The organism is Bradyrhizobium centrosematis (assembly GCF_045571495.1).
GTDB lineage: Bacteria > Pseudomonadota > Alphaproteobacteria > Rhizobiales > Xanthobacteraceae > Bradyrhizobium > Bradyrhizobium centrosematis.
This window is the reverse complement of sequence record NZ_CP120703.1, coordinates 573,091-593,935: the sequence shown is the minus strand read 5'-3', so window position 1 is coordinate 593,935 and position 20,845 is coordinate 573,091. Positions and strand designations below refer to the sequence as shown.

The window sequence follows — 20,845 nt, the reverse complement described above, 5'->3', positions numbered from 1 at the left end:
CGTGAGCTGAAAAAGCCCGTCATGACGGGTCCGGTTCGCCGGTCGGATCATGCTTCGAAACAATCGGGGTTTGCGCTCTCTGCCCGGCACGGTGTGGGGTCCATCTTGATTTCTCGTTCGCTTGCCCGCGCGCTCTTGGCGTCGGTTGCGCTGATGACGGCCAGCGTTCTGCTCGCCGGCTGCGACACCGACCAGGTCTCGCTCGCGACCAATGCCAAGGCCAATCAGCCGGTGCCGCCGAAGCTGATCGCCGCGATGGCCGAGAAGGACATGGATCTGCAATCGCCGATCCTGGTGCGCCTGTTCAAGCAGGAGGCCGAGCTCGAGGTCTGGAAGCAGACCCGCTCGGGCCAGTTCGCGCTGCTCAAAACCTATCCGATCTGCCGCTGGTCGGGCGACCTCGGCCCCAAGGTGCGCGAAGGCGATCGCCAGGCGCCGGAAGGATTCTACTCGATCAACCCGAGCCAGATGAATCCGCAATCGGCCTATTACCTGTCGTTCAACACCGGCTACCCGAACGCGTTCGACAAGGCGCTGGGCCGCACCGGCTCGCAGCTGATGGTGCATGGCGACTGTTCTTCGCGCGGCTGCTACGCGATGACCGACGAGCAGATCGCGGAGATCTATTCGCTCGGGCGCGAATCCTTCTTCGGCGGCCAGAAGGCGTTCCAGCTGCAGGCCTATCCGTTCAAGATGACGCCGGTGAACATGGCCAAGCACCGGAACAACCCGAACATGCCGTTCTGGAAGATGATCAAGGAAGGCTATGATCATTTCGAGGTGACGCGGCAGGAGCCGAAGGTCGATTTCTGCGAGAAGAAGTACGTGTTCGACGCCGCCAAGCCGGCGGATGCCAAGCGCGATCCGGTGTTCGACGCCTCCGCCAAGTGCCCGGCCTACGTGATCCCCGAGGAGATCGCGAGCGCCGTGCGCGAGAAGCAGGCGAAAGACGAAGTGGAATATGCAAGGCTCGTCGCCAAGGGCACGCCGGTGGCGCGCATGAACACCGGCATCGACGGCGGCATGAACAAGATCTTCGCCGCGAAGATTCCGGAAGGCTCGACCGGCCTGTCCGAAGGCGCCGAAGGCACCACGCTGCAGATGCTGGCGATGGCGAAGGCCCCCGGCACGATCCCCGGCCACGTCAATCCGCCCAAGCCGAATCTCGATGCAGTGGCGTCCGCGCCTGCGGCGCAGGAAGAGCCCGTCGTCGCCGTCAGCGCGCCCGCGACCAGCACCCGTGTCGCCTCGGCCCAGCCGGCCGAGAAGTCGGGCGGCTTCTTCTCCAACCTCGGCCGCAAGATCGGCCTCGGCACCGCCGACACCACGGCGACCACCCCGCCGCCTCAGGCCACCGCCTCCGTGGCCCCGGCCGCCACGACGCCGACGCCGACGACCGCGGCGTCCAGGCTGAAGGCTGCCGTGACCCGCTTCGTGCCGGGGCACGACAAGCCCAAGGATGCGACAAAGGATGCCGCGAAGGAACCGCCGAAGCCGGCAGTTGCTGCGGCCAAGCCGGCAGAGCCTGCGAAGCCCGATACGCGGCTTGCCCAGACGCGCCCCGCATTGAAGCCGTCGGTAAGCGATGGCGCGGCTGAGAGCGGCCAGATGGCCGGCGCTGCACCCGTGGTGTCGTCGAACTCGTTCGACAGCCGCTTCGGGGCGATGAAGTAAGACACGGCGACTTTCGCTCTCTTCCCACACTCAACGGTCATCGCCCGCGAAAGCGGGCGATTCAGGTTTCCAGAGGCTCTTTTGGATTGAACCGCGAGGCCGAGGCGTACTGGATGCGCCCCCCGCTGCAGGCATGACCGAAGATCGGGGTAGGAGCGTCGCGCTTCAGTCAGCCACTACGGCGCCAGATAACGCATCAGCTCGGGATTGCCCCTCACCTCGCTCGCCTCGCCCTGCAGCGCGACGCGGCCGCGGTCGAGCACATAGGCGTAGTCGGCGACCCGCAAAGCCAGATCGAGGTGCTGCTCGACGATGATGACGGCGATCGTCTTGGCGAGCTCGATCAGGCGCTCGGTGATCTCCTCGATCACGCCGATCCAGACGCCTTCGGTGGGCTCGTCCAGCAGCAGCAGCTTTGGATCGCCCAGCATGGCGCGGCCGATCGCGAGCATCTTGCGCTCGCCGCCGGACAGCGTGCCGGCGGGCTGGTCGAGACGCTGGCCGAGCTTGGGGAAGATGGCCAGCACGCGATCGACCGCGGAAGCATCCTTGTTCGCCAGCGAGCCGACGGCGAGATTGTCGCGCACCGACAGGCGCGCGAACACCGAATGCTCCTGCGGCACATAGCCGATGCCGGCGCGCACGCGCTCCTGGGTGGCGCGGCGGCTGATGTCGCGGCCGTCGAAGGCGACCTCGCCCTTCCACGCCGGCAGCTCGCCGACGATGGTCTTCATCAGCGTGGTCTTGCCGGCGCCGTTGCGGCCGAGCACGGCGACACCGCCGCGCCAGGGAATGCCGAGCGTGACGTCGAACAGGACCTGACTGCGGCCATAGCCGGCGTCGAGATGCTTGATGTGCAAAAATTCAGCCACGGCGCAGATAGATCTCCTGGACGGATGTGTTGGCCTGGATCTCCGACACCGTGCCTGATGCCAGCACCTTGCCCTGGTCGAGCACGGTGAGGCGATCGCAGATGTCGCGAATGAAGTCGAGGTCGTGCTCGACGATGACGAGCGAGCAATGCTGCTTGATCGGCTGAAGCAATTCGCCGGTGACGCGGCGCTCCTCCAGGCTCATGCCGCCGGTGGGCTCGTCGAGCAGAAGCAGTTTCGGCTTGCTCGCCAGCGCCATCGCGATCTCCAGCCATTGCTGCTGACCGTGCGACAGCGCCGCCGCGGCCTCGAAGGCACGGTCGGCGAGACGGAATTGCCTCAGCATGGTCATGACCTGATCGTGCAGGAGCCCGCGCGTGCGCGAGAACACGAGATCGATCAGCGACGATTGCGCCTGCAGTGCGAGCAGGATGTTGTCGTACAGCGTCAGGGACGGCAGCACGGATGTGATCTGGAACTTCAGGCTCATGCCGGCCCGCGCGCGCTCGGTCGGCGTGAACGCGGTAATGTCGGTGTTGACGAACGACACCTTGCCCTGCGTCGGCACCTCGGCACCGGCGATGCATTTCATCAGCGTGCTCTTGCCGGAGCCGTTCGGGCCGATCAAGCCGTGAAATTCGTTCTCGCCGACGGTGAGCGCCGCGCCGTCGAGCGCGGTGAGCTTGCCAAAGACTTTCTTGATGCCCGCGGCTTCAAGGAGCATTGCGCTTCTCCTTGACTTTCTCCTTAGCGTTCTCCTTGGGCTTGGCGCCGAAGCTGCCGACCCGCTCGCGCTCGCCGAGGACAAAACTGATCAGACCGAGCGGCCGGAACAGGATCACCAGCAGCAGCAATATGCCGAGGATGATCGGCCAGATGTCGCGGTAATTGTCCGACAGCCAGAAGCTGACGCCTTCGACGATGACGGCACCGATGACGGCACCGATCAGCGTGCCGGAGCCGCCGAACAGCACGTAGAGCACCACTTGCGTCGAGACCACGACGCCGACCATGTTGGGCCAGACGAAACCTTCGTGGAAGGCATAGAGGCTGCCGGCGAGGCCTGCGATGGCGCCGCCGATGGTGAAGATGATCGCTTTCAGGTGCTGCGCCTTGTAGCCGAAGAAGGCGATGCGCTGCTCGTTCTCGCGGAGCCCGGCGAGCGCAAGGCCGAACTGCGAGCGCACCAGGAAGCGGCAGAGCAGATAGACCACGACGAGGATGCCGAGCACGAGATAATAGAACGCGGGACCTTCCGAGAATTCGTAGCCGCTGAGCGACATCGGCGCGATCGAGGGGATGCCGTTCTGGCCGCCGAGATAATACCAGCCGCGCGCCAGGCGATCGGCAGCGTAGGAGCCTGTCAGCGTGCCGAGTGAGACGAAGATCACGCTGGAGGGATGCCGGCCGAGCAGCAGGAAGCCGCCGAGCAGCAGCGCGAAGGTGAGGCCGATTAGCGTGCCGGCCGGCAACACCAGGAAGATGTTGGTGATGTCGAGGTCGCGCGCGAGCAGCGCCACGCCATAGCCGGCCGAGCCGAAGAACAGGGCCTGGCCGAAGCTCATGATGCCGGCATAGCCCCAGACCAGGTCGAACGACAGCGCGAACAGCGCCAGGATGATCACGCGCGTCGCGAACACCGTGAGATAATCCTGCAGCACCAGCGGGGCGAGCAGCGCCGCAACGAGCACGACACCCTCGACGATGGGTAGGACCTTTCGTCCTGCCGAACGTTCGGTGGACACGTCTTCGGCCACCGAAACGTCCATCTCGTCCCCGACGTCGGCGTGGATCGCTTGCTTGGCTGCACCCATGGATTTCAGCATTCCGAATTCAACGCTTGTTGGAGCCGACACCTCTCCCCAGCGGGGAGAGGTGAAGATTCAGCATTCCTTGGGATCGACGAGGCCGTTGCTGCGCGCGACGATCTCGTAGTTTCCGCCCTTGGCGACCGCGGTGTACATCTTCATCTTGCAATGCCGCTTGCCCGGCACCATCTCGGCCGGTCCCCCGGGACCCTCCGCAATCTTGGCGTGGTCGAGCGCGGCGGCAACCGATTCGCGATCGAGCTTGCCGGCTTCCTTCACCGCAGCTTCCCACAGCTTGAGGCCGCGATAGGTGCCGGTGGCCGCGCTGCCGGCGGCGAACAGGAAGTTGCCGGGGAAGTCCTTTTCATAAGCCGCCTGAATCTTGGCGTCGAACGGGTTCTCCTTGGTCAGCACCTTGAAATAGTCGAGGCAGCTGGCGAGGCCCTCGATCTCGGCGGCCTGATTGATGTTGAGCGTGTTCTCGTCATAGTAGACGCAGGCGAGCCGCCCGCCGTTCTTGAGGAAGCCGGCTTCATAGAGCTGCTTGAAGAACGGCCCGACGCCCGGCGGAATGACGGTGTTGAAGACGACGTCGACCTTGTTGGAGATGATGCGGTTGACGGTCGCGGAGAAGTCGACCTGGTCGAGCGGATAATATTCCTCGAACACGACCTCGCCGCCGTTGGCCTCGATCACCTTGCGGGCATAGACATTGAGCGTGTGCGGCCAGACATAGTTGGCGCTCGGCAACGCGAACTTCTTGCCGCCGTTCTTGATCAGCCAGGGGATGAACTCGTCGCATTGCTGCGCCGGCGTCGGCCCGGTACAGAACAGATAGGGCGTGCACTCTTTGCCCTCGTAGAGCTGCGGATAGATGTAGAGCGTCTTGCCGCGCGCCACGATCGGATCCTTGATCGCGTTGCGCATCGAGGACGTAATGCCGCCGAGCACCATGTCGACCTTGTCGCGCTGGATCAGCTTGCGGACGTTGCCGACGGCAACGGATTCGTTGGAGGCGGTATCCTCGATGTAGAGTTCGAGCGGACGGCCGAGCAGGCCGCCGGCCGCGTTGATCTCCTTGATCACCATCTTGGCGACATTGGCATCGGCATTGCCGGCATAGGCGATCGGGCCGGTGAGGTCGGTGGCGATGCCGACCTTGATCGGGGCTTCGGCCGCATTGGCCCAGGGCGCCGGGATCACCCAGCTGCCGACGCCGGTCGCGACCGCGCCGGAGGCAAAGGCGAAATTGGAGAGGAAGCGCCGGCGTGAAAGCTGCGTGCGATCGAACATGACTAAACCCCTTTTCCAGCGATGAGGCCCTGCGGGCGGAATTTGATGAAGACAATGGCGAGCACGAAGACGAGCACGTCGGCGACGACGGGCGCCATCACCCAGGGCAGCGCCGCGCTGAGCGTGCCGATGACGCCGGCGCCCGCGACCGGGCCGATGAAGGAGCCGACACCGCCGACCATGACGGCAACGAAGCCCTGGATCAGGAAGCGCAGGCCGAGATCGGCGAACAGGCTGAACACCGGCACGATCAGCGCGCCGGCAAGGCCGGCCAGCGCCGCACCGAAGGCGAAGGTCGCACCGTAGATCAGCGGCGTGGAAATGCCGGAGGCACGCGCCAGCGACGGGTTCTCCAGCGTGGCGCGCACGCGCAGGCCGAAGCTGGTGCGCGACAGCAGCAGATAGCAGAGGCCCATCACCAGCAGCGTGATCACGATGATGGTGAAGCGCCAGGCCGAGATGTGCATGGCGCCGATGTCGATCGAGCCGCCGATCGGCTCGGGCACGGTGAGATAGAAGCCGCCGATCAGGCCGCGCACGGATTCGCGGATGATCAGACCCAGCGCATAGGTGCCGAGCATCGCCACGATCGGCGCCGCGTAGAAGCGGCGGATGATCAGCGCCTCCAGCACGAAGCCGAGCCCGCCGACCAGGAAGGGCGCCGCGACCATGCCGGCCCAGATCGGCAGGCCCTTGGCATAGGCGAGATAGGTGATGTAGGCCCCGAGCAGGACGAACTCGCCCTGCGCGAAGTTGAAGATGCCCATCATGCTGGCGATGATCCCGAGCCCCAGCACGATCAACACGATGATCGCGCCGAAGCTCAGGATTTCGAACGCGGCGACGAACGCGTTAGCCATGTGGTGGTGTTCCGTCCGTCCGCATGAGTTTCTCTCTCACATCTTCTTCCAGTCGCCGATCTGCTCGAAGGCGTGCGCGGCGCGATAGATGGTGGATTCCTCGAACATGCGGCCGACCAGCATCAAGCCGACCGGCAGGCCGTCGACCATGCCGCAGGGCAGCGACATCGCGGGATGATGGGTGATGTCGAACGGCGCAGTGTTGGAGATCATCTCGAGCGCGCGGGCAACGTACTCTTCGCGGCTGGCAGTGGGCTCCGGCAGCTTGGTCGCCTTCATCGGCGTGGTCGGCATCAGCAGCAGATCGTAATCCCCGAAGGCCTTGTCGTAGGCCGCGGTCAGCCGGCGGGAGATGTTGAGCGCCTTGCCGTAGAAGCGTGGACCGAAATTGTTGTTGATGTAGGTGCCGAGCATCATGAACAGCTTCGTGGTCTCGGACAGCGAGTCCGCCTGCCGGCGCCAGCCGCGATGGAAATCCATCAGCGAGGTCGAATAAAGATCGCCGCGGCTGAGGCCGTAGCCGTCGCCGAACATCATGGTCTGGGTCAGGCCCTCGGTGCCGATCGGGGTCCAGATCGCGCCGCCGAGCAGATGCATCGGAATCGAGACGGTCTCGACGGTGGCGCCGAGGTCCCTGAAGCGCTTTGCCGCCTCGCGCACGCTTTCATTCACCGCGGCCTCGGCGGTCGGCTGCTCGAAGCCTTCCTTGAGGATGCCGATCTTCATGCCCTTGACGCCCTGGCCGAGCGCCTTGGTGTATTCCTCGACCTTCGGTGCCTTGATGCGCGGATCGTAGCCGTCGTCGCCGGCGAGCACTTCGAGCAGCAGCGCGTTGTCGGCGACCGTCGCCGTCATCGGGCCGGTATGGTCGACATAGATCTCGATCGGCATGATCCCGGTATAGGGCACGAGGCCCCAGGTCGGCTTCATGCCGTAGACGCCGCAGAACGAGGACGGCATGCGGATCGAGCCGCCCTGGTCGCCGCCGATCGCCATGTCGACCTCGCCGAGCGCGACCACGACGCCCGACCCCGACGAGGAGCCGCCGGCCGAGTAGCCCATCTTGTGCGGATTGTGCACCGGCCCGTAGGAGCCGGTGTGGCTGCCGCCGGACAGGCAGAAATGCTCGCAATGCACCTTGCCCTTGATCTCGGCACCGGCATCCAGCATGCGCGTGACGATCGTGGCGTCGAAATCGGGCACATAGCCTTCCAGCGTCGACGAGCCGTTGGTCATGGGCACGCCAGCCAACATGATGTTGTCCTTCAGCGCGACGGTCTTGCCCTTGAGCTTGCCGCTGGCGGCGCCCTTCACGGTCGACTTGCGGTACCAGGCATTGCGCGGGTTCTCCTCAGTCGAGGGCCGGTAGCCAGGCGTGCGCGGGTATTTCACCTCGGGCAGCTCGTCCGGCATGGCGGCAACGAGATTGTAGGCCTCGATCGAGCCCTGCATCAGGCCGCGGAACGAGGCGACGTCCTCATCGGTGAGCGAAAGGCCGCATTGCTCGGCGACACTGCGAAGCTGGGCTGGCGTGGGAAGGACAACTGTCACGGCGCTCTCCTGAAGTTTCTTGAAACGATCCTTGAAACGGTCCTCGGAACGATCCTTGGAAAGATCCTTGGGCGCGGCCGCCCAGGCGCGACGCACGCACCACCGGCCTCGCCAAAACATTCAAAACGGAAATATTTTCCTTTTCAAGTATTATTTTGCAATTGCGCCTGCGCCGATTGCCGCGCCGTGTCAGATCGGCTTGATCAGTTTGAAGTCGAGACCGTCGGCTTCGGCGAGATGCATCGGCATTCGTGCGTGCCCGTTGCGAACGGTGACCGGACCGCGCGCGCCGCTGTAGACGATGTTGCGGCCGGCCGCGAGCATCGGCGCCCGCGCCAACGAGCCGGCCTTGTTTGCGACGGCTTCCAGAAAACGCAGGCCTTCGTAGCTGGATTGTCCGACCGAGCCGATCGGCGGCGCATTCGGCCCGAACATGGCGTGATAACGGCTCTGGAAATCGTCATTGGCGCGCGCGCCGGTGCCGGTGAAATAGCCCGAGGCGCAGAACATGTTCTCGCTGTTGTCGGCGCCGATGCCGAGCAGCACGGTTTCGTCCATCGCCCCGGCCAGGCGCAGCGTGGTGGCGCCGAGACCGCATTCGCCGAAGGCACGATTGAAGGTGATGCTGTCGGTGCCGATCAGCGAGATCAACACGACGTCAGGCTTTGCAGCTCGGATGCGCGCCAGATGCGGCTCGTGATTGTCCTCGCCGAGCGGAACGAACTCTTCGCCGACGACGTGGCCTCCGGTTTCCCTGATGTAATTCTTGACCGCGCGGTGCGATTGCCAGGGCCAGACATAATCGCTGCCGATCAGGTACCAGCGCTTGGCCTTCTTGACGTCCGCGAGCCAGTGGATCGACGGCCGGCTCTGCCAGCGCGGCGTCTCGCCGATCGCCATCACGCCGGGCGTGCGCTCGCCGCCCTCGTAGACCGGCGTGTAGATATAGGGGATCCGATGACGCGTGGTGACGTCGCGCAAGGCCACGCGGACCGCGCTGGTGTGCAGGCCCACGATCAGATCGACCTCGTCGAACGCGACCGCCTGCTCGGCGCGGCTCAGGACCTCATCGAGCGGCCCGCCGGCATCGTAGATCGAAAGCTCGACCTCGCGGCCGAGGATGCCACCGCGCTTGTTGATCTCGGCGACGGCGAGCCTTGCGCTGTTGGTGGCGCAGGGCCCCCAGACGCCGGGCGAGCCGGTGCAGCAGATGAAGCCGCCGACGCGGAGCTTGCTGGTGCCGCGCCGCTTGAACAAGGCCTGATCGTGCGGCGACAACGCGCCGTCAGCTGCCGGTGACGACAGATTCCTGAACAGCAAGGACGGCGGCAACGCCGGACCGCCGTGAGCCGGGAAGTTTACCGTCGCGCGCACGCCAACTCCTGTCTGGTACCAGACCTGAAAGCACATTGTTCGGGCGGCCGCGGCTTCCGCCCTTTTGTTGGGCAATGATCCTATTTTGAAAATATTGAATATTCAACAATTGAAGTGCATATAGATGCAGCATTGATTGCAAGACATTCACTCATTTGGGTCAAGACGAAGTCTTAGCCGTGGCAAAATCGAACGCACCCATCACCGAACACCTCGCTTATCTGCTCGCGCAAGCCAACCGGGAGATCAACCGGCAGCTCGAACTGCGGTTGAGCAAGGAAGGTGTTCCCGTCGAGCAGTGGCGCATCCTGAAGGTGCTGTCGGACGGCGACGGCCATTCGATGGGCGAGCTCGCCGACGCCGTGCTGCTCAACCATCCGACGCTGACCAAGATGATCGACCGCATGGTCTCCGACACGCTGGTCTATCGCGTGCAGGACCCGAACGACCGCCGCAAGGTGCTGATGTTCATCTCCGAGCGCGGCAAGGTGCTGAGCAAGAAGCTCAACTCGCTCGCAGTCGACCAGGAGGAGCACATCCTGGAGAGCTACGGCGACAAGTCGACGAGCGAGCTCAAGCGGCTGCTGGAGAGCTTGATCGACAGCTCGAATTGAGAGCGTGTGAATTGAAACGCCAGCTTGGCGAGTACTCAACAGTCGTCGTCCCGGACAAGCGCAGCGAAGCGGAGCGCAGATCCGGGACCCATAGCCACAGGCCGTGATTGTTTTAATGACTGGTAGTGACGCTTATGCGCGGTACGACGACTGCGCGCTCTCGATAGATTCCGCGGTATGGGTCCCTGCGTTCGCAGGGGACGACGATGTGGAGAGTCTCGCGCCATACGCGCAACTGTCATCGCCCGATTTAATCGGGCGATCCAGTACTCCAGAGACCGTCGTGATTGAATCGGGAAGCCGCGGCGTACTGGGTCGAGCCGGGCGACGACGGCAAAGATCTCAACAATTCCTGCCACGACACCGTCATTGCGAGCCAACGGGTCCGCGCAAGGCGCTGCCCGATGACAGGCTCCGCGAAGCAATCCAGACTCTTTCTGCGGAAAGAGTCTGGATTGCTTCGTCGCAAGAGCTCCTCGCAATGACGGAGAATGGGGGCGGCGATGTGCCGCCTCAATCAGGTCTTACGCGTACCGCCCGTGGCAGTGCTTGTACTTCTTGCCCGAGCCACAGGGGCAGTCCTCGTTGCGGCCGACCTTGCCCCAGCTCGCCGGGTTCTTCGGATCGCGCAGCGCCGCGTCGGTGGCCTGCGCGCCGAGGGTGACGCTCGCAAGCGCCATCTCGTCCTCGCCGGTGTTGGGATCGAACTTGTGCGCTTCCATCGCCGGCAGCACCGGGGCTTCCTGCTCCGGCGGGACGATCTCGACGCGCATCAGCTGCGCCGTGACGGCCTCGCGCAAGTGGGCACTCATCTCCTGGAAGAGATTGAAGGCCTCGGTCTTGTACTCCTGCAACGGATCGCGCTGGCCGTAACCGCGCAGGCCGATGACCTGACGCAGATGGTCCAGCATGATCAGATGCTCGCGCCAGAGATGGTCGAGCGTCTGCAGCAGGATGGTCTTCTCGACGTAACGCATCACGTCGGGACCCCATTGCGCGACCTTGGCCGCCATATGCTCGTCGGCCTTGGTCTCGATGCGCGTGAGCAGCTCCTCGTCGGCGATGCCCTCTTCCTTGGCCCAGTCGTCGACCGGCAGGTCGAGGTCGAGCACGCGCTTCAATTCGTCCTTCAGGCCCGCAACGTCCCACTGCTCGGCATAGGCATGCTCGGGCACGTGCTTGGCGACGAGGTCGTCGATGAAGGCGTGGCGCATGTCGGTGACGGTCTCGGCGACGCTCTCGTCCTTCATCAGCTCGACGCGCTGGTCGAAGATCACCTTGCGCTGGTCGTTCTGGACGTTGTCGAACTTGAGCAGGTTCTTGCGGATGTCGAAGTTGCGCGCCTCGACCTTCTGCTGCGCCTTCTCAAGCGCCTTGTTGATCCAGGGATGGATGATGGCCTCGCCCTCTTGCAGGCCGAGACGCTGCAGCATGCTGTCGAGGCGGTCCGAGCCGAAGATGCGCATCAGATCGTCTTCCAGCGACAGGAAGAACTTCGAGCGGCCGGGGTCGCCCTGACGGCCGGAACGGCCGCGCAGCTGGTTGTCGATGCGGCGGGATTCGTGGCGCTCGGAGCCGATGATGTAGAGGCCGCCGGGCTTCTTCACGGTCTTGGCGGGCTTGTTGCCCTTCGCCGGCTCGACCTCGACGGTCTCCTCGGCCTTCAGCACGATATCGCGGAAGTGCTCGATGTCGGCCTTGATCTGCTCGATCTTCTTGGCCTTCTCGGCTTCGTCGGTGATCCCGGCCGTTTCCTGCTGGATGCGCATCTCCAGCGAGCCGCCGAGCTTGATGTCGGTGCCGCGGCCGGCCATGTTGGTCGCGATCGTGATCGCGCCGGGCACGCCCGCTTCCGCGACGATATAGGCTTCCTGCTCGTGGAAGCGCGCGTTCAGCACCGCGAACAGCTTTGCCGGCTTGCCGGCGCGGGCGGCGGCGTAGAGCTTGTCGAGCGCACCCTCCTTGCCGAAGTCGATCTGCTTGTAGCCGTTCTTCTTGAGGAATTCGGCGAGCACTTCCGACTTCTCGATCGAGGCCGTGCCGACCAGCACCGGCTGCAGCCGCGCATTGGCGCGCTCGATCTCGGCGAGGATGGCCTGATATTTTTCCTTCTGGGTGCGATAGACCTCGTCGTCCTCGTCGAGGCGCGCGATCGACAGATTGGTCGGGATCTCCACGACCTCGAGCTTGTAGATGTCGAACAATTCATCCGCTTCGGTCGCGGCGGTGCCGGTCATGCCCGCGAGCTTCTCGTACATGCGGAAGTAGTTCTGGAAGGTGATCGAGGCCAGCGTCTGGTTCTCGGGCTGGACCTGAACGTGCTCCTTCGCTTCCAGCGCCTGGTGCAAGCCTTCCGAATAGCGGCGGCCGGGCATCATGCGCCCGGTGAACTCGTCGATGATGACGACCTCGTTGTCGCGGACGATGTAGTCCTTGTCGCGCGTGAACAGCGTGTGGGCGCGCAGCGCCTGGTTGATGTGGTGCACGACGGAGACGTTCTCGACGTCGTAGAGCGACTCGCCCTTGAGCTGGCCTGCATCGCGCAGCAGCGTCTCGATCTTCTCCATGCCGCCTTCGGTGAGCGTCACCGTGCGCTGCTTCTCGTCGACCTCGTAGTCGGACTTGTCGAGCTTGGGCAGGAAGCCGTCGATGGTGTTGTAGAAGTCGGAGCGGTCGTCGAGCGGGCCGGAGATGATCAGCGGCGTGCGCGCCTCGTCGATCAGGATCGAGTCGACCTCGTCGACGATGGCGAAGAAGTGCGGCCGCTGGACCATGTCCTCGAGCCGGTACTTCATGTTGTCGCGCAGATAGTCGAAGCCGTATTCGTTGTTGGTGCCGTAGGTGATGTCGCAGGCATAGGCCGCCTTGCGCTCGGCATCGTCGAGACCGTGCACGATCACGCCGGTGGTCATGCCGAGGAAGCCGTAGATCTGACCCATCCAGCCGGAGTCGCGGCGGGCGAGATAGTCGTTGACGGTGACGACGTGGACGCCCTTGCCGGCGAGCGCGTTGAGGTAGACCGCCAGCGTTGCGACCAGCGTCTTGCCTTCGCCGGTCTTCATCTCGGCGATGTCGCCCTCGTGCAGGACCATGCCGCCGATCAGCTGGACGTCGAAATGGCGCTGGCCGAGCGTACGCTTGGCGGCCTCGCGCACGGTGGCGAAGGCGGGCACCAGAAGGTCGTCGAGCGTCTTGCCCTCGGCGAGTTGCTTCTTGAATTCCGCGGTGCGGGCCTTGAGCGCCTCGTCGGAGAGCTTCGAAAGCTCGGGCTCAAGCGCGTTGATCGCGTTGACGCGGGACTGATATCCCTTCACCCGCCGGTCGTTGGCGGAGCCGAAAAACTTGCGGGCGAGCGCGCCGATCATGCCTAGTTCCTGTGTTCGCGATTCAACCGCGTTGGCCTAAGAAGTTGTCACCCGCCTGCCTATCAACTCACCGTGACGCCTCGCGGCGTCAGAGCCCGGACTGCGCGGGGTCATCCGCCATATGGGTGGGAATTGGGCAAGTCTGGGTTCAACGGCCAAAAACGCAGCAAAATAAACGCCATCGCCATGGTCGCGACCGGGCAGAGATATGGCCCGGTCAGGGCCTTGTCAACGGCGGGTGCATTGCGGCTAATTCATCATTTTGACAGACTTTTCGCGTTGCCAAGCCCCCCTGATTGGGCGAGTGTCCGCCCCGCTTCGAGCAGCCCCCTGCTTCAACATAAGGATTTTCCATGACCACCTCGTTCCCGGTAACCACCGGCCAGCGTTTCCGCCATGCCTCCGCCCTGGCTGGCAGCCTCGCGCTGGCGCTGTCCCTGGCGTTCGCGGGCCCGCTCCGGGCTGCCGACGATCCGGTGCTGGCGAAGGTCAATGGCGCGGAAATCAAGAAGAGCGACGTCGCCATGGCCGAGGAGGAGCTCGGGCCGAGCCTCGCCCAGATGGACCCCGCGACCAAGGATGAGAACGTCCTGTCGTTCCTGATCGACATGAAAATCGTCAGCAAGGCTGCCGAGGACAAGAAGGTCGCCGACAGCGAGGAGTTCAAGAAGCGCCTGGCGTTCGCCCGCAACCGGCTGCTGATGGACAGCCTGCTCGCGGGCGAGGGCAAGGCCGCCACCACGCCGGACGCCATGAAGAAGGTCTATGAGGAGGCCTCCAAGCAGATCACCGGCGAGCAGGAGGTGCGCGCCCGCCACATCCTGGTCGAGACCGAGGACGAGGCCAAGGCGGTGAAGGCCGAGCTCGACAAGGGCGCGGATTTCGCCGAGCTGGCCAAGAAGAAGTCCAAGGATCCCGGCTCGGCCGACGGCGGCGATCTCGGCTTCTTCACCAAGGAGCAGATGGTGCCGGAATTCTCCGCCGTGGCCTTCTCGCTGGAGCCCGGCAAGATTTCCGACCCCGTGAAGTCGCAGTTCGGCTGGCACATCATCAAGGTCGAGGAAAAGCGCAACCGCAAGGCGCCGGACTTCGAGCAGGTCAAGGCCCAGATCGAGCAGTACGTGACCCGCAAGGCGCAGGCCGAGTATGTCGCCAAGCTGCGCACCGAAGCCAAGGTCGAGCGGCTGGACCAGCCGGCAGCCGACGCCTCGAAGGACGCCAAGCCCTCCGACAGCAAGATGGCGCCGCCGGCGAAGAAGTAAGAATTCGCTGTCACTTCGCGGACGCCGAGAGTATCTAACGTCGCAATGGCCGGGGCTCCCCCGGCCATCTGCATGTCCAGACCCTATCAAGGCGCCTCGCGATGTCCTCCTCCGTCTCTCCCCTCGCCCCCAAAAACGTCCCCGACATGCCCGTGATCGCGGGCGTCCGCCTCGCGACGGCCGAAGCCGGCATCCGCTACAAGAACCGCACCGACGTGCTGCTGGCGGTAATGGACAAGGGCACGGCGGTCGCCGGCGTCTTCACCAAGTCGAAATGCCCGTCCGCACCGGTTGAATGGTGCCGGGCCAAGCTGAAGGGCGGCAAGGCGCGCGCGCTGGTGGTCAATTCCGGCAACGCCAATGCGTTCACCGGCAAGACCGGCCGTGCCTCCACCGCGCTGACCGCCAAGATTGCGGCCAAGGCGGTCGGATGCAGCGAAAGCGAGATCTTCCTGGCCTCGACCGGCGTGATCGGCGAGCCGCTGGATGCAACCAAGTTCGACGGCGTGCTGGGCCGCATGGCTGAAGCCGCCGCGCCCGGCGACTATCTCGCCGCGGCCAGGGCGATCATGACCACCGACACCTTCCCGAAGGTCGCGACCGCGACCGTCAAGCTCGGCAAGGCCAAGGTCACCATCAACGGCATGGCCAAGGGCGCCGGCATGATCGCCCCCGACATGGCGACCATGCTGTCCTTCATCTTCACCGACGCGCCGATCGCGCCCGCCGCGCTGCAGGCGCTGCTCAAGAGCGGCGTCGAGGACACCTTCAACGCGGTCACCATCGACGGCGACACCTCGACCTCGGACACGCTGCTGGCCTTCGCCACCGGCGCCGCCGCCGAGCACGGCGCGCCGAAGATCAGCCGCGCCGGCGATCCGCGCCTGAAGGCTTTCGTGAAAGCCTTCAACCAGGTGCTCGCCAATCTTTCCGAGCAGGTCGCCCGCGACGGCGAAGGCGCGCGCAAGCTGGTCGAGATCACGGTCGAGGGCGCCAAGACCAAAGCCTCGGCGCGCAAGATCGCGATGTCGATCGCCAACTCGCCGCTGGTGAAGACCGCGATTGCCGGCGAGGACGCCAATTGGGGCCGCGTCGTGATGGCCGTCGGCAAGGCCGGCGAGCCGGCCGACCGCGACAAGCTCTCGATCTCCTTCAACGGCATCCGCGTCGCCAGGAACGGCGCGCGCGATCCCTCCTATGACGAGGCCCAGGTCTCGGAGGCGATGAAGGCGCCGGAGATCGCGATTCGGGTCTCGCTCGGCCTCGGCAAGGGCCGCGACCGGGTCATGACCTGCGATCTCACCAAGGAATATGTGGCCATCAACGGGGATTACAGGTCGTAGCTGAATGGCCGATCTCAAGCTGACATTGGTGGTAGCCTGCGCCCTCGTGGACGCCGACAAGCGCGTCCTGATCGCCCAGCGCCCCGAAGGCAAGGCGCTGGCCGGTCTCTGGGAATTTCCCGGCGGCAAGCTGGAACCGGGCGAGCGGCCGGAGCAGAGCCTGATCCGCGAGCTTCACGAGGAGCTCGGCATCACCGTCGCCGAGCCGTGTCTCGCCCCGCTGACCTTCGCGAGCTACGGCTATGAGGGCCTCCATCTGCTGATGCCGCTCTACATCTGCCGGCGCTGGGAAGGACAGGTGACGTCACGTGAAGGCCAGGCCCTGGCCTGGGTCCGCGCCAACAAGCTGCGCGACTATCCGATGCCGCCGGCGGATATCCCGCTGATCCCGCATCTGATCGATCTGCTGACGTGACGGTGCAAGGCTTACGTCTCGCCCGCCTTCTTCACCGCCTCTGCGAGACTCGCCTTGGCCGATCCCGGCTTGAGCGGCTGCTGCTGGCTCGCATGCGGAGCCCAGCCGGAGAGCCAGACGATGTCGAACGTCGCACGGATGCGGCCATCGGCATCGGCAAAGCGCTCGGCATAGATCTCGGCCATCCGCAGCAGCGTCGCGCGCCGCGACGGCGTCCGCCGCCGCTCGATCAGCACGTTGGCCGCGCCCATGCGGCGAAGATCCTGCATCAATGCGAACGCATTGGCATAGCGCACCACGACGCGATCGACATCGGTGACAGGCAACGCAAAGCCGGCGCGCTGCAACAGCGCGCCGATGTCGCGCAGGTCCGCGAACGGCGCCACGCGCGGCGACACGCCGCCCTCGCATTCGGCCTCCGCCGCGGCAAAGGCCTGACGCAGCTCGGTCAGGCTGTCGCCGCCGATCATCGCGGCGAGCAGCAGGCCATCCGGTTTCAGCGACCGACGGATTTGCGCGAGCACGCCCGGCAGGTCGTTGACGAATTGCAGCGCCAGCGCCGAGACGACGAGATCGAGACTTTCGGGCGCGAAGGGCAGCTTCTCCACACCGGCCGCATCGAGCGCGATGTGCTCGCTGGACGGAAGCCTCGCGCGCAGGGCGGCGAGCCCCGCGCCGGGCGTCCAGAGATCGACCGGCGCATGAAACTCCCGCATCACCGCCGCCAAGCGGTCGGACATGTCCTCGGCGACCCGATCGAGCAGGAAGCTCGCGGCACCTTGCACCTGCGCGCGACGTTGCCGCGCGTGCAGCAAGGCACGATCGAACAAGGCGGGCGGGATTTGCGGGTTGTGGGCCATGCCGCTGGTTACGCCGATCTCCACGGTTCTGGCAATCCGCTGCGTGCAGCGCTAGCCTCTCCTCATGGAAGCCGATACCGCCCCTTCCCGTTCCATCACCGCACCGCTGCGAGCCGCATGGACGGCCGGCCGCCACGCGCTGGCGCGTGCGGCGCGGCTCGCGCTCGACATCGCGCTGCCGACACTGTGCGTGTCCTGCCGCGAGCCGGTCGAGGGCGAGGGCGTTTGCGCGTCGTGCTGGGCGCGGCTGTCGTTCATCGAGCGACCCTACTGCCCGCGGCTCGGCATTCCCTTCGTCTACGATCCCGGCCCCGACATGCTGTCGATGGAGGCGATCGCGAGCCCGCCGGCCTACATGCGGGCCCGCGCGGCGGTGCGCTATGACGACGTCGCGCGCACGCTGGTGCATGCGCTGAAATACCAGGACCGCACCGATCTGGCGCCCGCCATGGGCCGCTGGATGGCACGGGCGGGCGGCGAATTGCTGGCGGGCGCCGACATGCTGGTGCCCGTTCCCCTGCACTGGCGGCGGGCCTGGCGCCGCCGCTACAACCAATCCGGGGCGCTGGCGCGCGTGATCGAGCGGCAGAGCGGCGTCAGGGTCCGGGGCGACGTCCTGCGCCGGGTGCGCGCGACCGAGCAGCAGATCGGCCTGTCGCGAGCCCAGCGCGCGAGCAATGTCCAGGGCGCGTTCCAGGTATCTCCCGACCGCCAGGCTGACGTCCAGGGGCGCCGCATTGTCCTGATCGACGACGTCCTGACCTCAGGTGCCACATTGGATGCCTGCGCGCGTGCCCTGCTTCGCGCCAAGGCAACCCAGGTCGACGTGCTGGTGTTCGCCCGGGTTGTGGAGGTCAGGTGAAATCCCATATAATTCAACGAATTCATGACATGAGAGCGCCAGACAAGATGACTGCTGCTGTCGAGATCTACACCCGGCCGGGCTGCGGCTATTGTTCCGCCGCCAAGTCGCTGCTGAGCCGCAAGAAGGCGGCCTTCACGGAATTCGACGTCGCCAAGAATCCGTCCTGGCGGGCCGAGATGTACGACCGCGCCGGCGAGGGCTCGACCTTCCCGCAGATCTGGATCGGCGGAACCCATGTCGGCGGCTGCGACGACCTCTACGCGCTCGATCGCGAGGGCAAGCTCGACGGCATGCTCGAAAACGTGAAGGCAGTGTCATGAGCGAGAACCGCACGTTCACGGCCGCCATGGTGCAGATGCGCACCGGCCTGATGCCGGGGCCAAGTCTCGAACAGGCCACGAAGCTGATCCGGCAGGCTGCAGCCAATGGCGCCGATTACGTGCAGACGCCCGAAGTCAGCAACATGATGCAGCTGAACCGCAAGGCGCTGTTCGAGCATCTGCAGAGCGAGGAGGACGACGCCTCGCTGAAGGCCTACCGGGCGCTCGCAGCGGAGCTGAAGATCCATCTCCATGTCGGCTCGCTGGCGCTGCGCTTCTCGCCAGAGAAGGCGGTCAACCGCTCCTTCCTGATCGGGCCCGAGGGCAATGTGCTCGCGAGCTACGACAAGATCCACATGTTCGACATCGAGCTGCCGGACGGCGAGAGCTATCGCGAATCCGCCAACTACCAGCCGGGCGAGACCGCGGTGATCTCCGACCTGCCCTGGGGCCGCGTGGGCTTGACGATCTGCTACGACGTGCGCTTTCCCGCGCTCTACCGCGCGCTCGCCGAAAGCGGTGCCTATTTCATTACCGTGCCCTCGGCCTTCACCCGCAAGACCGGTGAAGCGCATTGGCACGTGCTGCTGCGCGCCCGCGCGATCGAGACCGGCTGCTTCATCTTTGCCGCGGCGCAGGCAGGCCTGCACGAGAACAAGCGCGAGACCTATGGTCACTCGCTGATCATCGACCCCTGGGGCGAGATCCTCGCCGAGGGCGACGTCGAGCCCGGCATCATCATGGCCAAGATCGATCCGGCCAAGGTCGAGACCGCGCGCCGCGCGATCCCCTCGCTCCAGCACGGACGCCGCTTCGGCGTCTCCGACCCCAAGGCGGGACCGGATCATCTGCATCTCGTGCGGGGCTCGGCATGATCCGCTACGCGCTTCGCTGCGACCGGGACCACGATTTCGAGAGCTGGTTCCAAAGCTCGTCGGCCTATGAGTCGCAGGTCAAGCGCAAGCTCGTGACCTGCCCGATCTGCGGCTCCGCCAAGGTCGAGAAGGCGATCATGGCTCCGCGCATCGTCGGCAAGAAGGGCCGCGGGGCCGCCGCGCCGCCGCCCGAGCCCGCTGCCGCGACCGCGACCGGGGCTGCGCCGTCAGGACCGACCTCGCTGCTGATGGCGCAGGAGCGCGAACTGCGCGCCAAGCTGAAAGAGCTGCGCGATCACATCGTCAAGAACGCCGACAATGTCGGCGAGCGCTTCGCCAACGAAGCCCGTGCAATGCATTACGGCGACAAGGAGCATCGCCCGATCTACGGCGAGGCCTCGCCGGAAGAGGCAAAGTCGCTGATCGACGAAGGCATCGAGGTCTCGCCGCTGCCGACGCTGCCGGAAGACCGGAACTGAGGCTTGCGGCCGTTCCGGGGCGATGCGAAGCATCGAACCCTGAACCTCGAGATTCCGGGTTAGCCCTGCGTGCGCCCCGGAACGACGTTGCTTACACTCCCACCAGCACCGCAACGCCGATCACGATGAGCGCGATGCCAAGAATCTCGCGCAGCGCGATCGGCTGCTTGAACGAGTAGTAGGCGACGCCTTGCGCGAACAGCACCTCGATCAGCGCCAGGGTGCGGACATTGGCCGCCGCGGTCAGCGCGAAGGCCAGGAACCAGAACTGCGAGGCGAAGGCGCCGGTGAAGCCCGCCAGCATCGACGGCCGCCATAGTCCGAGGATGCCGCGCAGCACGTCCGGCGCGCGCCAGAGCAGGTAGATCGTCAGCACCAGCGTCTGCACGAATAGTCCGAGCACCAGCGTGAACGATGAGGCCGTCACGAACGACACGTTCGGCACGGTGATGATGGCGCCGCGGAAGCCGACTGCGGAGAGCGCGAAGGCCGCCGCGGCGACGAGGCCGGTGATGGTCGGCTTCAGCTCGGCAAAGCTCTTCTCGCCGCCAGGCCGCAGCGCGGTGATGACGACACCGACTGTCGCAATCACGATCGCCAGCACATTGAGCCAGGTCAGGTGATCGCCGAGGAAGACGAAGCCGAAGATCGCGGTCTGGATCGCCTCGGTCTTGAGATAGGCCGTGGTCACCACGAAAGAGCGGTCGTTCATCGCCAGCAGCATCAGGCCGGTTGCGACGATCTGGCTGAGTGCGCCGAGCAGCAGCCACGGCCAGAACGCAGCCGGCGGCATACCGATATGATCGCCGGTCGCGACCAGCACCACGCCGAGGAACAGCAGCGAGAACGGAAAGCCGAACAGGAAGCGGATATTGGTCGCGCCCCAGGTGCCCAGCGGCTTCGTCAACGACCGCTGCATCGCATTGCGCGCGACCTGGCCGAGCGCAGCGATGATGGTGAAGGGAATCCAGAGGCTGGTGACGGCGAGCATGGGGGTGAGGATGAGCGTTACGAA

19 protein-coding genes are annotated in these 20,845 nt (G+C 65.2%); 9 read left to right on the top strand and 10 right to left on the bottom strand.

Annotation, left to right across the window (positions count from 1 at the left end; genetic code table 11):
• Positions 1-153 precede the first annotated feature (153 nt).
• A complete protein-coding gene (locus tag P6U31_RS02795) occupies positions 154-1,674 on the top strand; it encodes a L,D-transpeptidase family protein (RefSeq protein ID WP_407186755.1) in 1,521 nt (506 codons plus the stop codon).
• A gap of 176 nt (positions 1,675-1,850) precedes the next feature.
• On the opposite strand, the gene P6U31_RS02790 is transcribed toward P6U31_RS02795, so the two are convergent.
• From P6U31_RS02790 to P6U31_RS02760, 7 genes are all read right to left on the bottom strand, one after another.
• Positions 1,851-2,546 (bottom strand): ABC transporter ATP-binding protein, encoded by a 696-nt coding sequence (locus P6U31_RS02790; RefSeq protein WP_407186754.1) that lies wholly within the window; start codon positions 2,544-2,546, stop codon positions 1,851-1,853.
• Positions 2,539-3,270, bottom strand: a complete 732-nt coding sequence (locus P6U31_RS02785) for an ABC transporter ATP-binding protein (protein WP_407186753.1) — start codon at positions 3,268-3,270, stop codon at positions 2,539-2,541. The genes P6U31_RS02790 and P6U31_RS02785 overlap by 8 nt, the downstream gene beginning before the upstream one ends.
• Positions 3,260-4,315, bottom strand: a complete 1,056-nt coding sequence (locus P6U31_RS02780) for a branched-chain amino acid ABC transporter permease (RefSeq protein WP_407190072.1) — start codon at positions 4,313-4,315, stop codon at positions 3,260-3,262. The genes P6U31_RS02785 and P6U31_RS02780 overlap by 11 nt, the downstream gene beginning before the upstream one ends.
• Before the next feature lie 114 nt (positions 4,316-4,429).
• Positions 4,430-5,647, bottom strand: a complete 1,218-nt coding sequence (locus P6U31_RS02775; protein ID WP_407186752.1) for a substrate-binding protein — start codon at positions 5,645-5,647, stop codon at positions 4,430-4,432.
• Positions 5,648-5,649: 2 nt separating this feature from the next.
• Positions 5,650-6,507: a branched-chain amino acid ABC transporter permease gene (locus P6U31_RS02770; protein WP_407186751.1), complete on the bottom strand. Its 858-nt coding sequence runs from the start codon at positions 6,505-6,507 to the stop codon at positions 5,650-5,652.
• Positions 6,508-6,543: 36 nt separating this feature from the next.
• The gene (locus P6U31_RS02765; protein WP_407186750.1) at positions 6,544-8,058 is read right to left on the bottom strand and encodes an amidase; all 1,515 of its coding nucleotides are present in this window, start codon (positions 8,056-8,058) and stop codon (positions 6,544-6,546) included.
• A gap of 189 nt (positions 8,059-8,247) precedes the next feature.
• Positions 8,248-9,432, bottom strand: a complete 1,185-nt coding sequence (locus P6U31_RS02760) for a substrate-binding domain-containing protein (RefSeq protein ID WP_407186749.1) — start codon at positions 9,430-9,432, stop codon at positions 8,248-8,250.
• Between the two features lie 179 nt (positions 9,433-9,611).
• On the opposite strand from P6U31_RS02760, the gene P6U31_RS02755 reads away from it, so the two are divergent.
• Entirely contained in the window at positions 9,612-10,046 is a 435-nt protein-coding gene (locus tag P6U31_RS02755) for a MarR family winged helix-turn-helix transcriptional regulator (RefSeq protein WP_128923076.1), read from the top strand.
• Positions 10,047-10,570: 524 nt separating this feature from the next.
• Here the strand turns inward: P6U31_RS02755 and secA are convergent.
• Positions 10,571-13,411, bottom strand: a complete 2,841-nt coding sequence (gene secA / locus P6U31_RS02750; protein WP_407186748.1) for a preprotein translocase subunit SecA — start codon at positions 13,409-13,411, stop codon at positions 10,571-10,573.
• Positions 13,412-13,764: 353 nt separating this feature from the next.
• On the opposite strand from secA, the gene P6U31_RS02745 reads away from it, so the two are divergent.
• From P6U31_RS02745 to P6U31_RS02735, 3 genes are all read left to right on the top strand, one after another.
• Positions 13,765-14,673: a peptidylprolyl isomerase gene (locus tag P6U31_RS02745; protein WP_407186747.1), complete on the top strand. Its 909-nt coding sequence runs from the start codon at positions 13,765-13,767 to the stop codon at positions 14,671-14,673.
• A 101-nt stretch (positions 14,674-14,774) separates the two neighbouring features.
• Entirely contained in the window at positions 14,775-16,016 is a 1,242-nt protein-coding gene (gene argJ, locus P6U31_RS02740) for a bifunctional glutamate N-acetyltransferase/amino-acid acetyltransferase ArgJ (RefSeq protein WP_407186746.1), read from the top strand.
• A 4-nt stretch (positions 16,017-16,020) separates the two neighbouring features.
• Positions 16,021-16,431, top strand: a complete 411-nt coding sequence (locus P6U31_RS02735) for a (deoxy)nucleoside triphosphate pyrophosphohydrolase (RefSeq protein WP_407186745.1) — start codon at positions 16,021-16,023, stop codon at positions 16,429-16,431.
• 11 nt (positions 16,432-16,442) lie between these two features.
• On the opposite strand, the gene P6U31_RS02730 is transcribed toward P6U31_RS02735, so the two are convergent.
• Complete coding sequence (locus P6U31_RS02730) at positions 16,443-17,291, bottom strand: methyltransferase domain-containing protein (protein WP_407190071.1); 849 nt, start codon at positions 17,289-17,291, stop codon at positions 16,443-16,445.
• Between the two features lie 64 nt (positions 17,292-17,355).
• On the opposite strand from P6U31_RS02730, the gene P6U31_RS02725 reads away from it, so the two are divergent.
• Genes P6U31_RS02725 through P6U31_RS02710 form a run of 4 tightly spaced genes read left to right on the top strand, consistent with a single transcriptional unit; the run spans position 17,356 to position 19,830 of the window.
• Positions 17,356-18,153 (top strand): ComF family protein, encoded by a 798-nt coding sequence (locus P6U31_RS02725; RefSeq protein WP_407186744.1) that lies wholly within the window; start codon positions 17,356-17,358, stop codon positions 18,151-18,153.
• A gap of 47 nt (positions 18,154-18,200) precedes the next feature.
• On the top strand, positions 18,201-18,476 hold the full coding sequence (grxC, locus tag P6U31_RS02720; RefSeq protein WP_407190070.1) for a glutaredoxin 3: 276 nt from the start codon (positions 18,201-18,203) through the stop codon (positions 18,474-18,476).
• Entirely contained in the window at positions 18,473-19,351 is an 879-nt protein-coding gene (locus P6U31_RS02715; RefSeq protein WP_025032686.1) for a carbon-nitrogen hydrolase family protein, read from the top strand. Before grxC ends, P6U31_RS02715 begins: the two co-directional genes overlap by 4 nt.
• On the top strand, positions 19,348-19,830 hold the full coding sequence (locus P6U31_RS02710; protein ID WP_407186743.1) for a DUF1178 family protein: 483 nt from the start codon (positions 19,348-19,350) through the stop codon (positions 19,828-19,830). Before P6U31_RS02715 ends, P6U31_RS02710 begins: the two co-directional genes overlap by 4 nt.
• A 91-nt stretch (positions 19,831-19,921) precedes the next feature.
• Here the strand turns inward: P6U31_RS02710 and P6U31_RS02705 are convergent, their stop codons facing one another.
• Positions 19,922-20,821: an EamA family transporter gene (locus tag P6U31_RS02705; protein ID WP_407186742.1), complete on the bottom strand. Its 900-nt coding sequence runs from the start codon at positions 20,819-20,821 to the stop codon at positions 19,922-19,924.
• Positions 20,822-20,845: the final 24 nt, after the last annotated feature.

Coding starts and splice junctions, on each gene's coding strand:
- P6U31_RS02785 (WP_407186753.1), bottom strand. CDS start 3,270: ATGCTCCTTGAAGCCGCGGGCATCAAGAAAGTCTTTGGCAAGCTCACC.
- P6U31_RS02770 (WP_407186751.1), bottom strand. CDS start 6,507: ATGGCTAACGCGTTCGTCGCCGCGTTCGAAATCCTGAGCTTCGGCGCG.
- P6U31_RS02775 (WP_407186752.1), bottom strand. CDS start 5,647: ATGTTCGATCGCACGCAGCTTTCACGCCGGCGCTTCCTCTCCAATTTC.
- P6U31_RS02725 (WP_407186744.1), top strand. CDS start 17,356: ATGGAAGCCGATACCGCCCCTTCCCGTTCCATCACCGCACCGCTGCGA.
- argJ (WP_407186746.1), top strand. CDS start 14,775: ATGTCCTCCTCCGTCTCTCCCCTCGCCCCCAAAAACGTCCCCGACATG.
- P6U31_RS02780 (WP_407190072.1), bottom strand. CDS start 4,315: ATGGACGTTTCGGTGGCCGAAGACGTGTCCACCGAACGTTCGGCAGGA.
- P6U31_RS02795 (WP_407186755.1), top strand. CDS start 154: ATGACGGCCAGCGTTCTGCTCGCCGGCTGCGACACCGACCAGGTCTCG.
- grxC (WP_407190070.1), top strand. CDS start 18,201: ATGACTGCTGCTGTCGAGATCTACACCCGGCCGGGCTGCGGCTATTGT.
- P6U31_RS02715 (WP_025032686.1), top strand. CDS start 18,473: ATGAGCGAGAACCGCACGTTCACGGCCGCCATGGTGCAGATGCGCACC.
- P6U31_RS02710 (WP_407186743.1), top strand. CDS start 19,348: ATGATCCGCTACGCGCTTCGCTGCGACCGGGACCACGATTTCGAGAGC.
- secA (WP_407186748.1), bottom strand. CDS start 13,411: ATGATCGGCGCGCTCGCCCGCAAGTTTTTCGGCTCCGCCAACGACCGG.
- P6U31_RS02745 (WP_407186747.1), top strand. CDS start 13,765: ATGACCACCTCGTTCCCGGTAACCACCGGCCAGCGTTTCCGCCATGCC.
- P6U31_RS02735 (WP_407186745.1), top strand. CDS start 16,021: ATGGCCGATCTCAAGCTGACATTGGTGGTAGCCTGCGCCCTCGTGGAC.
- P6U31_RS02705 (WP_407186742.1), bottom strand. CDS start 20,821: ATGCTCGCCGTCACCAGCCTCTGGATTCCCTTCACCATCATCGCTGCG.
- P6U31_RS02730 (WP_407190071.1), bottom strand. CDS start 17,291: ATGGCCCACAACCCGCAAATCCCGCCCGCCTTGTTCGATCGTGCCTTG.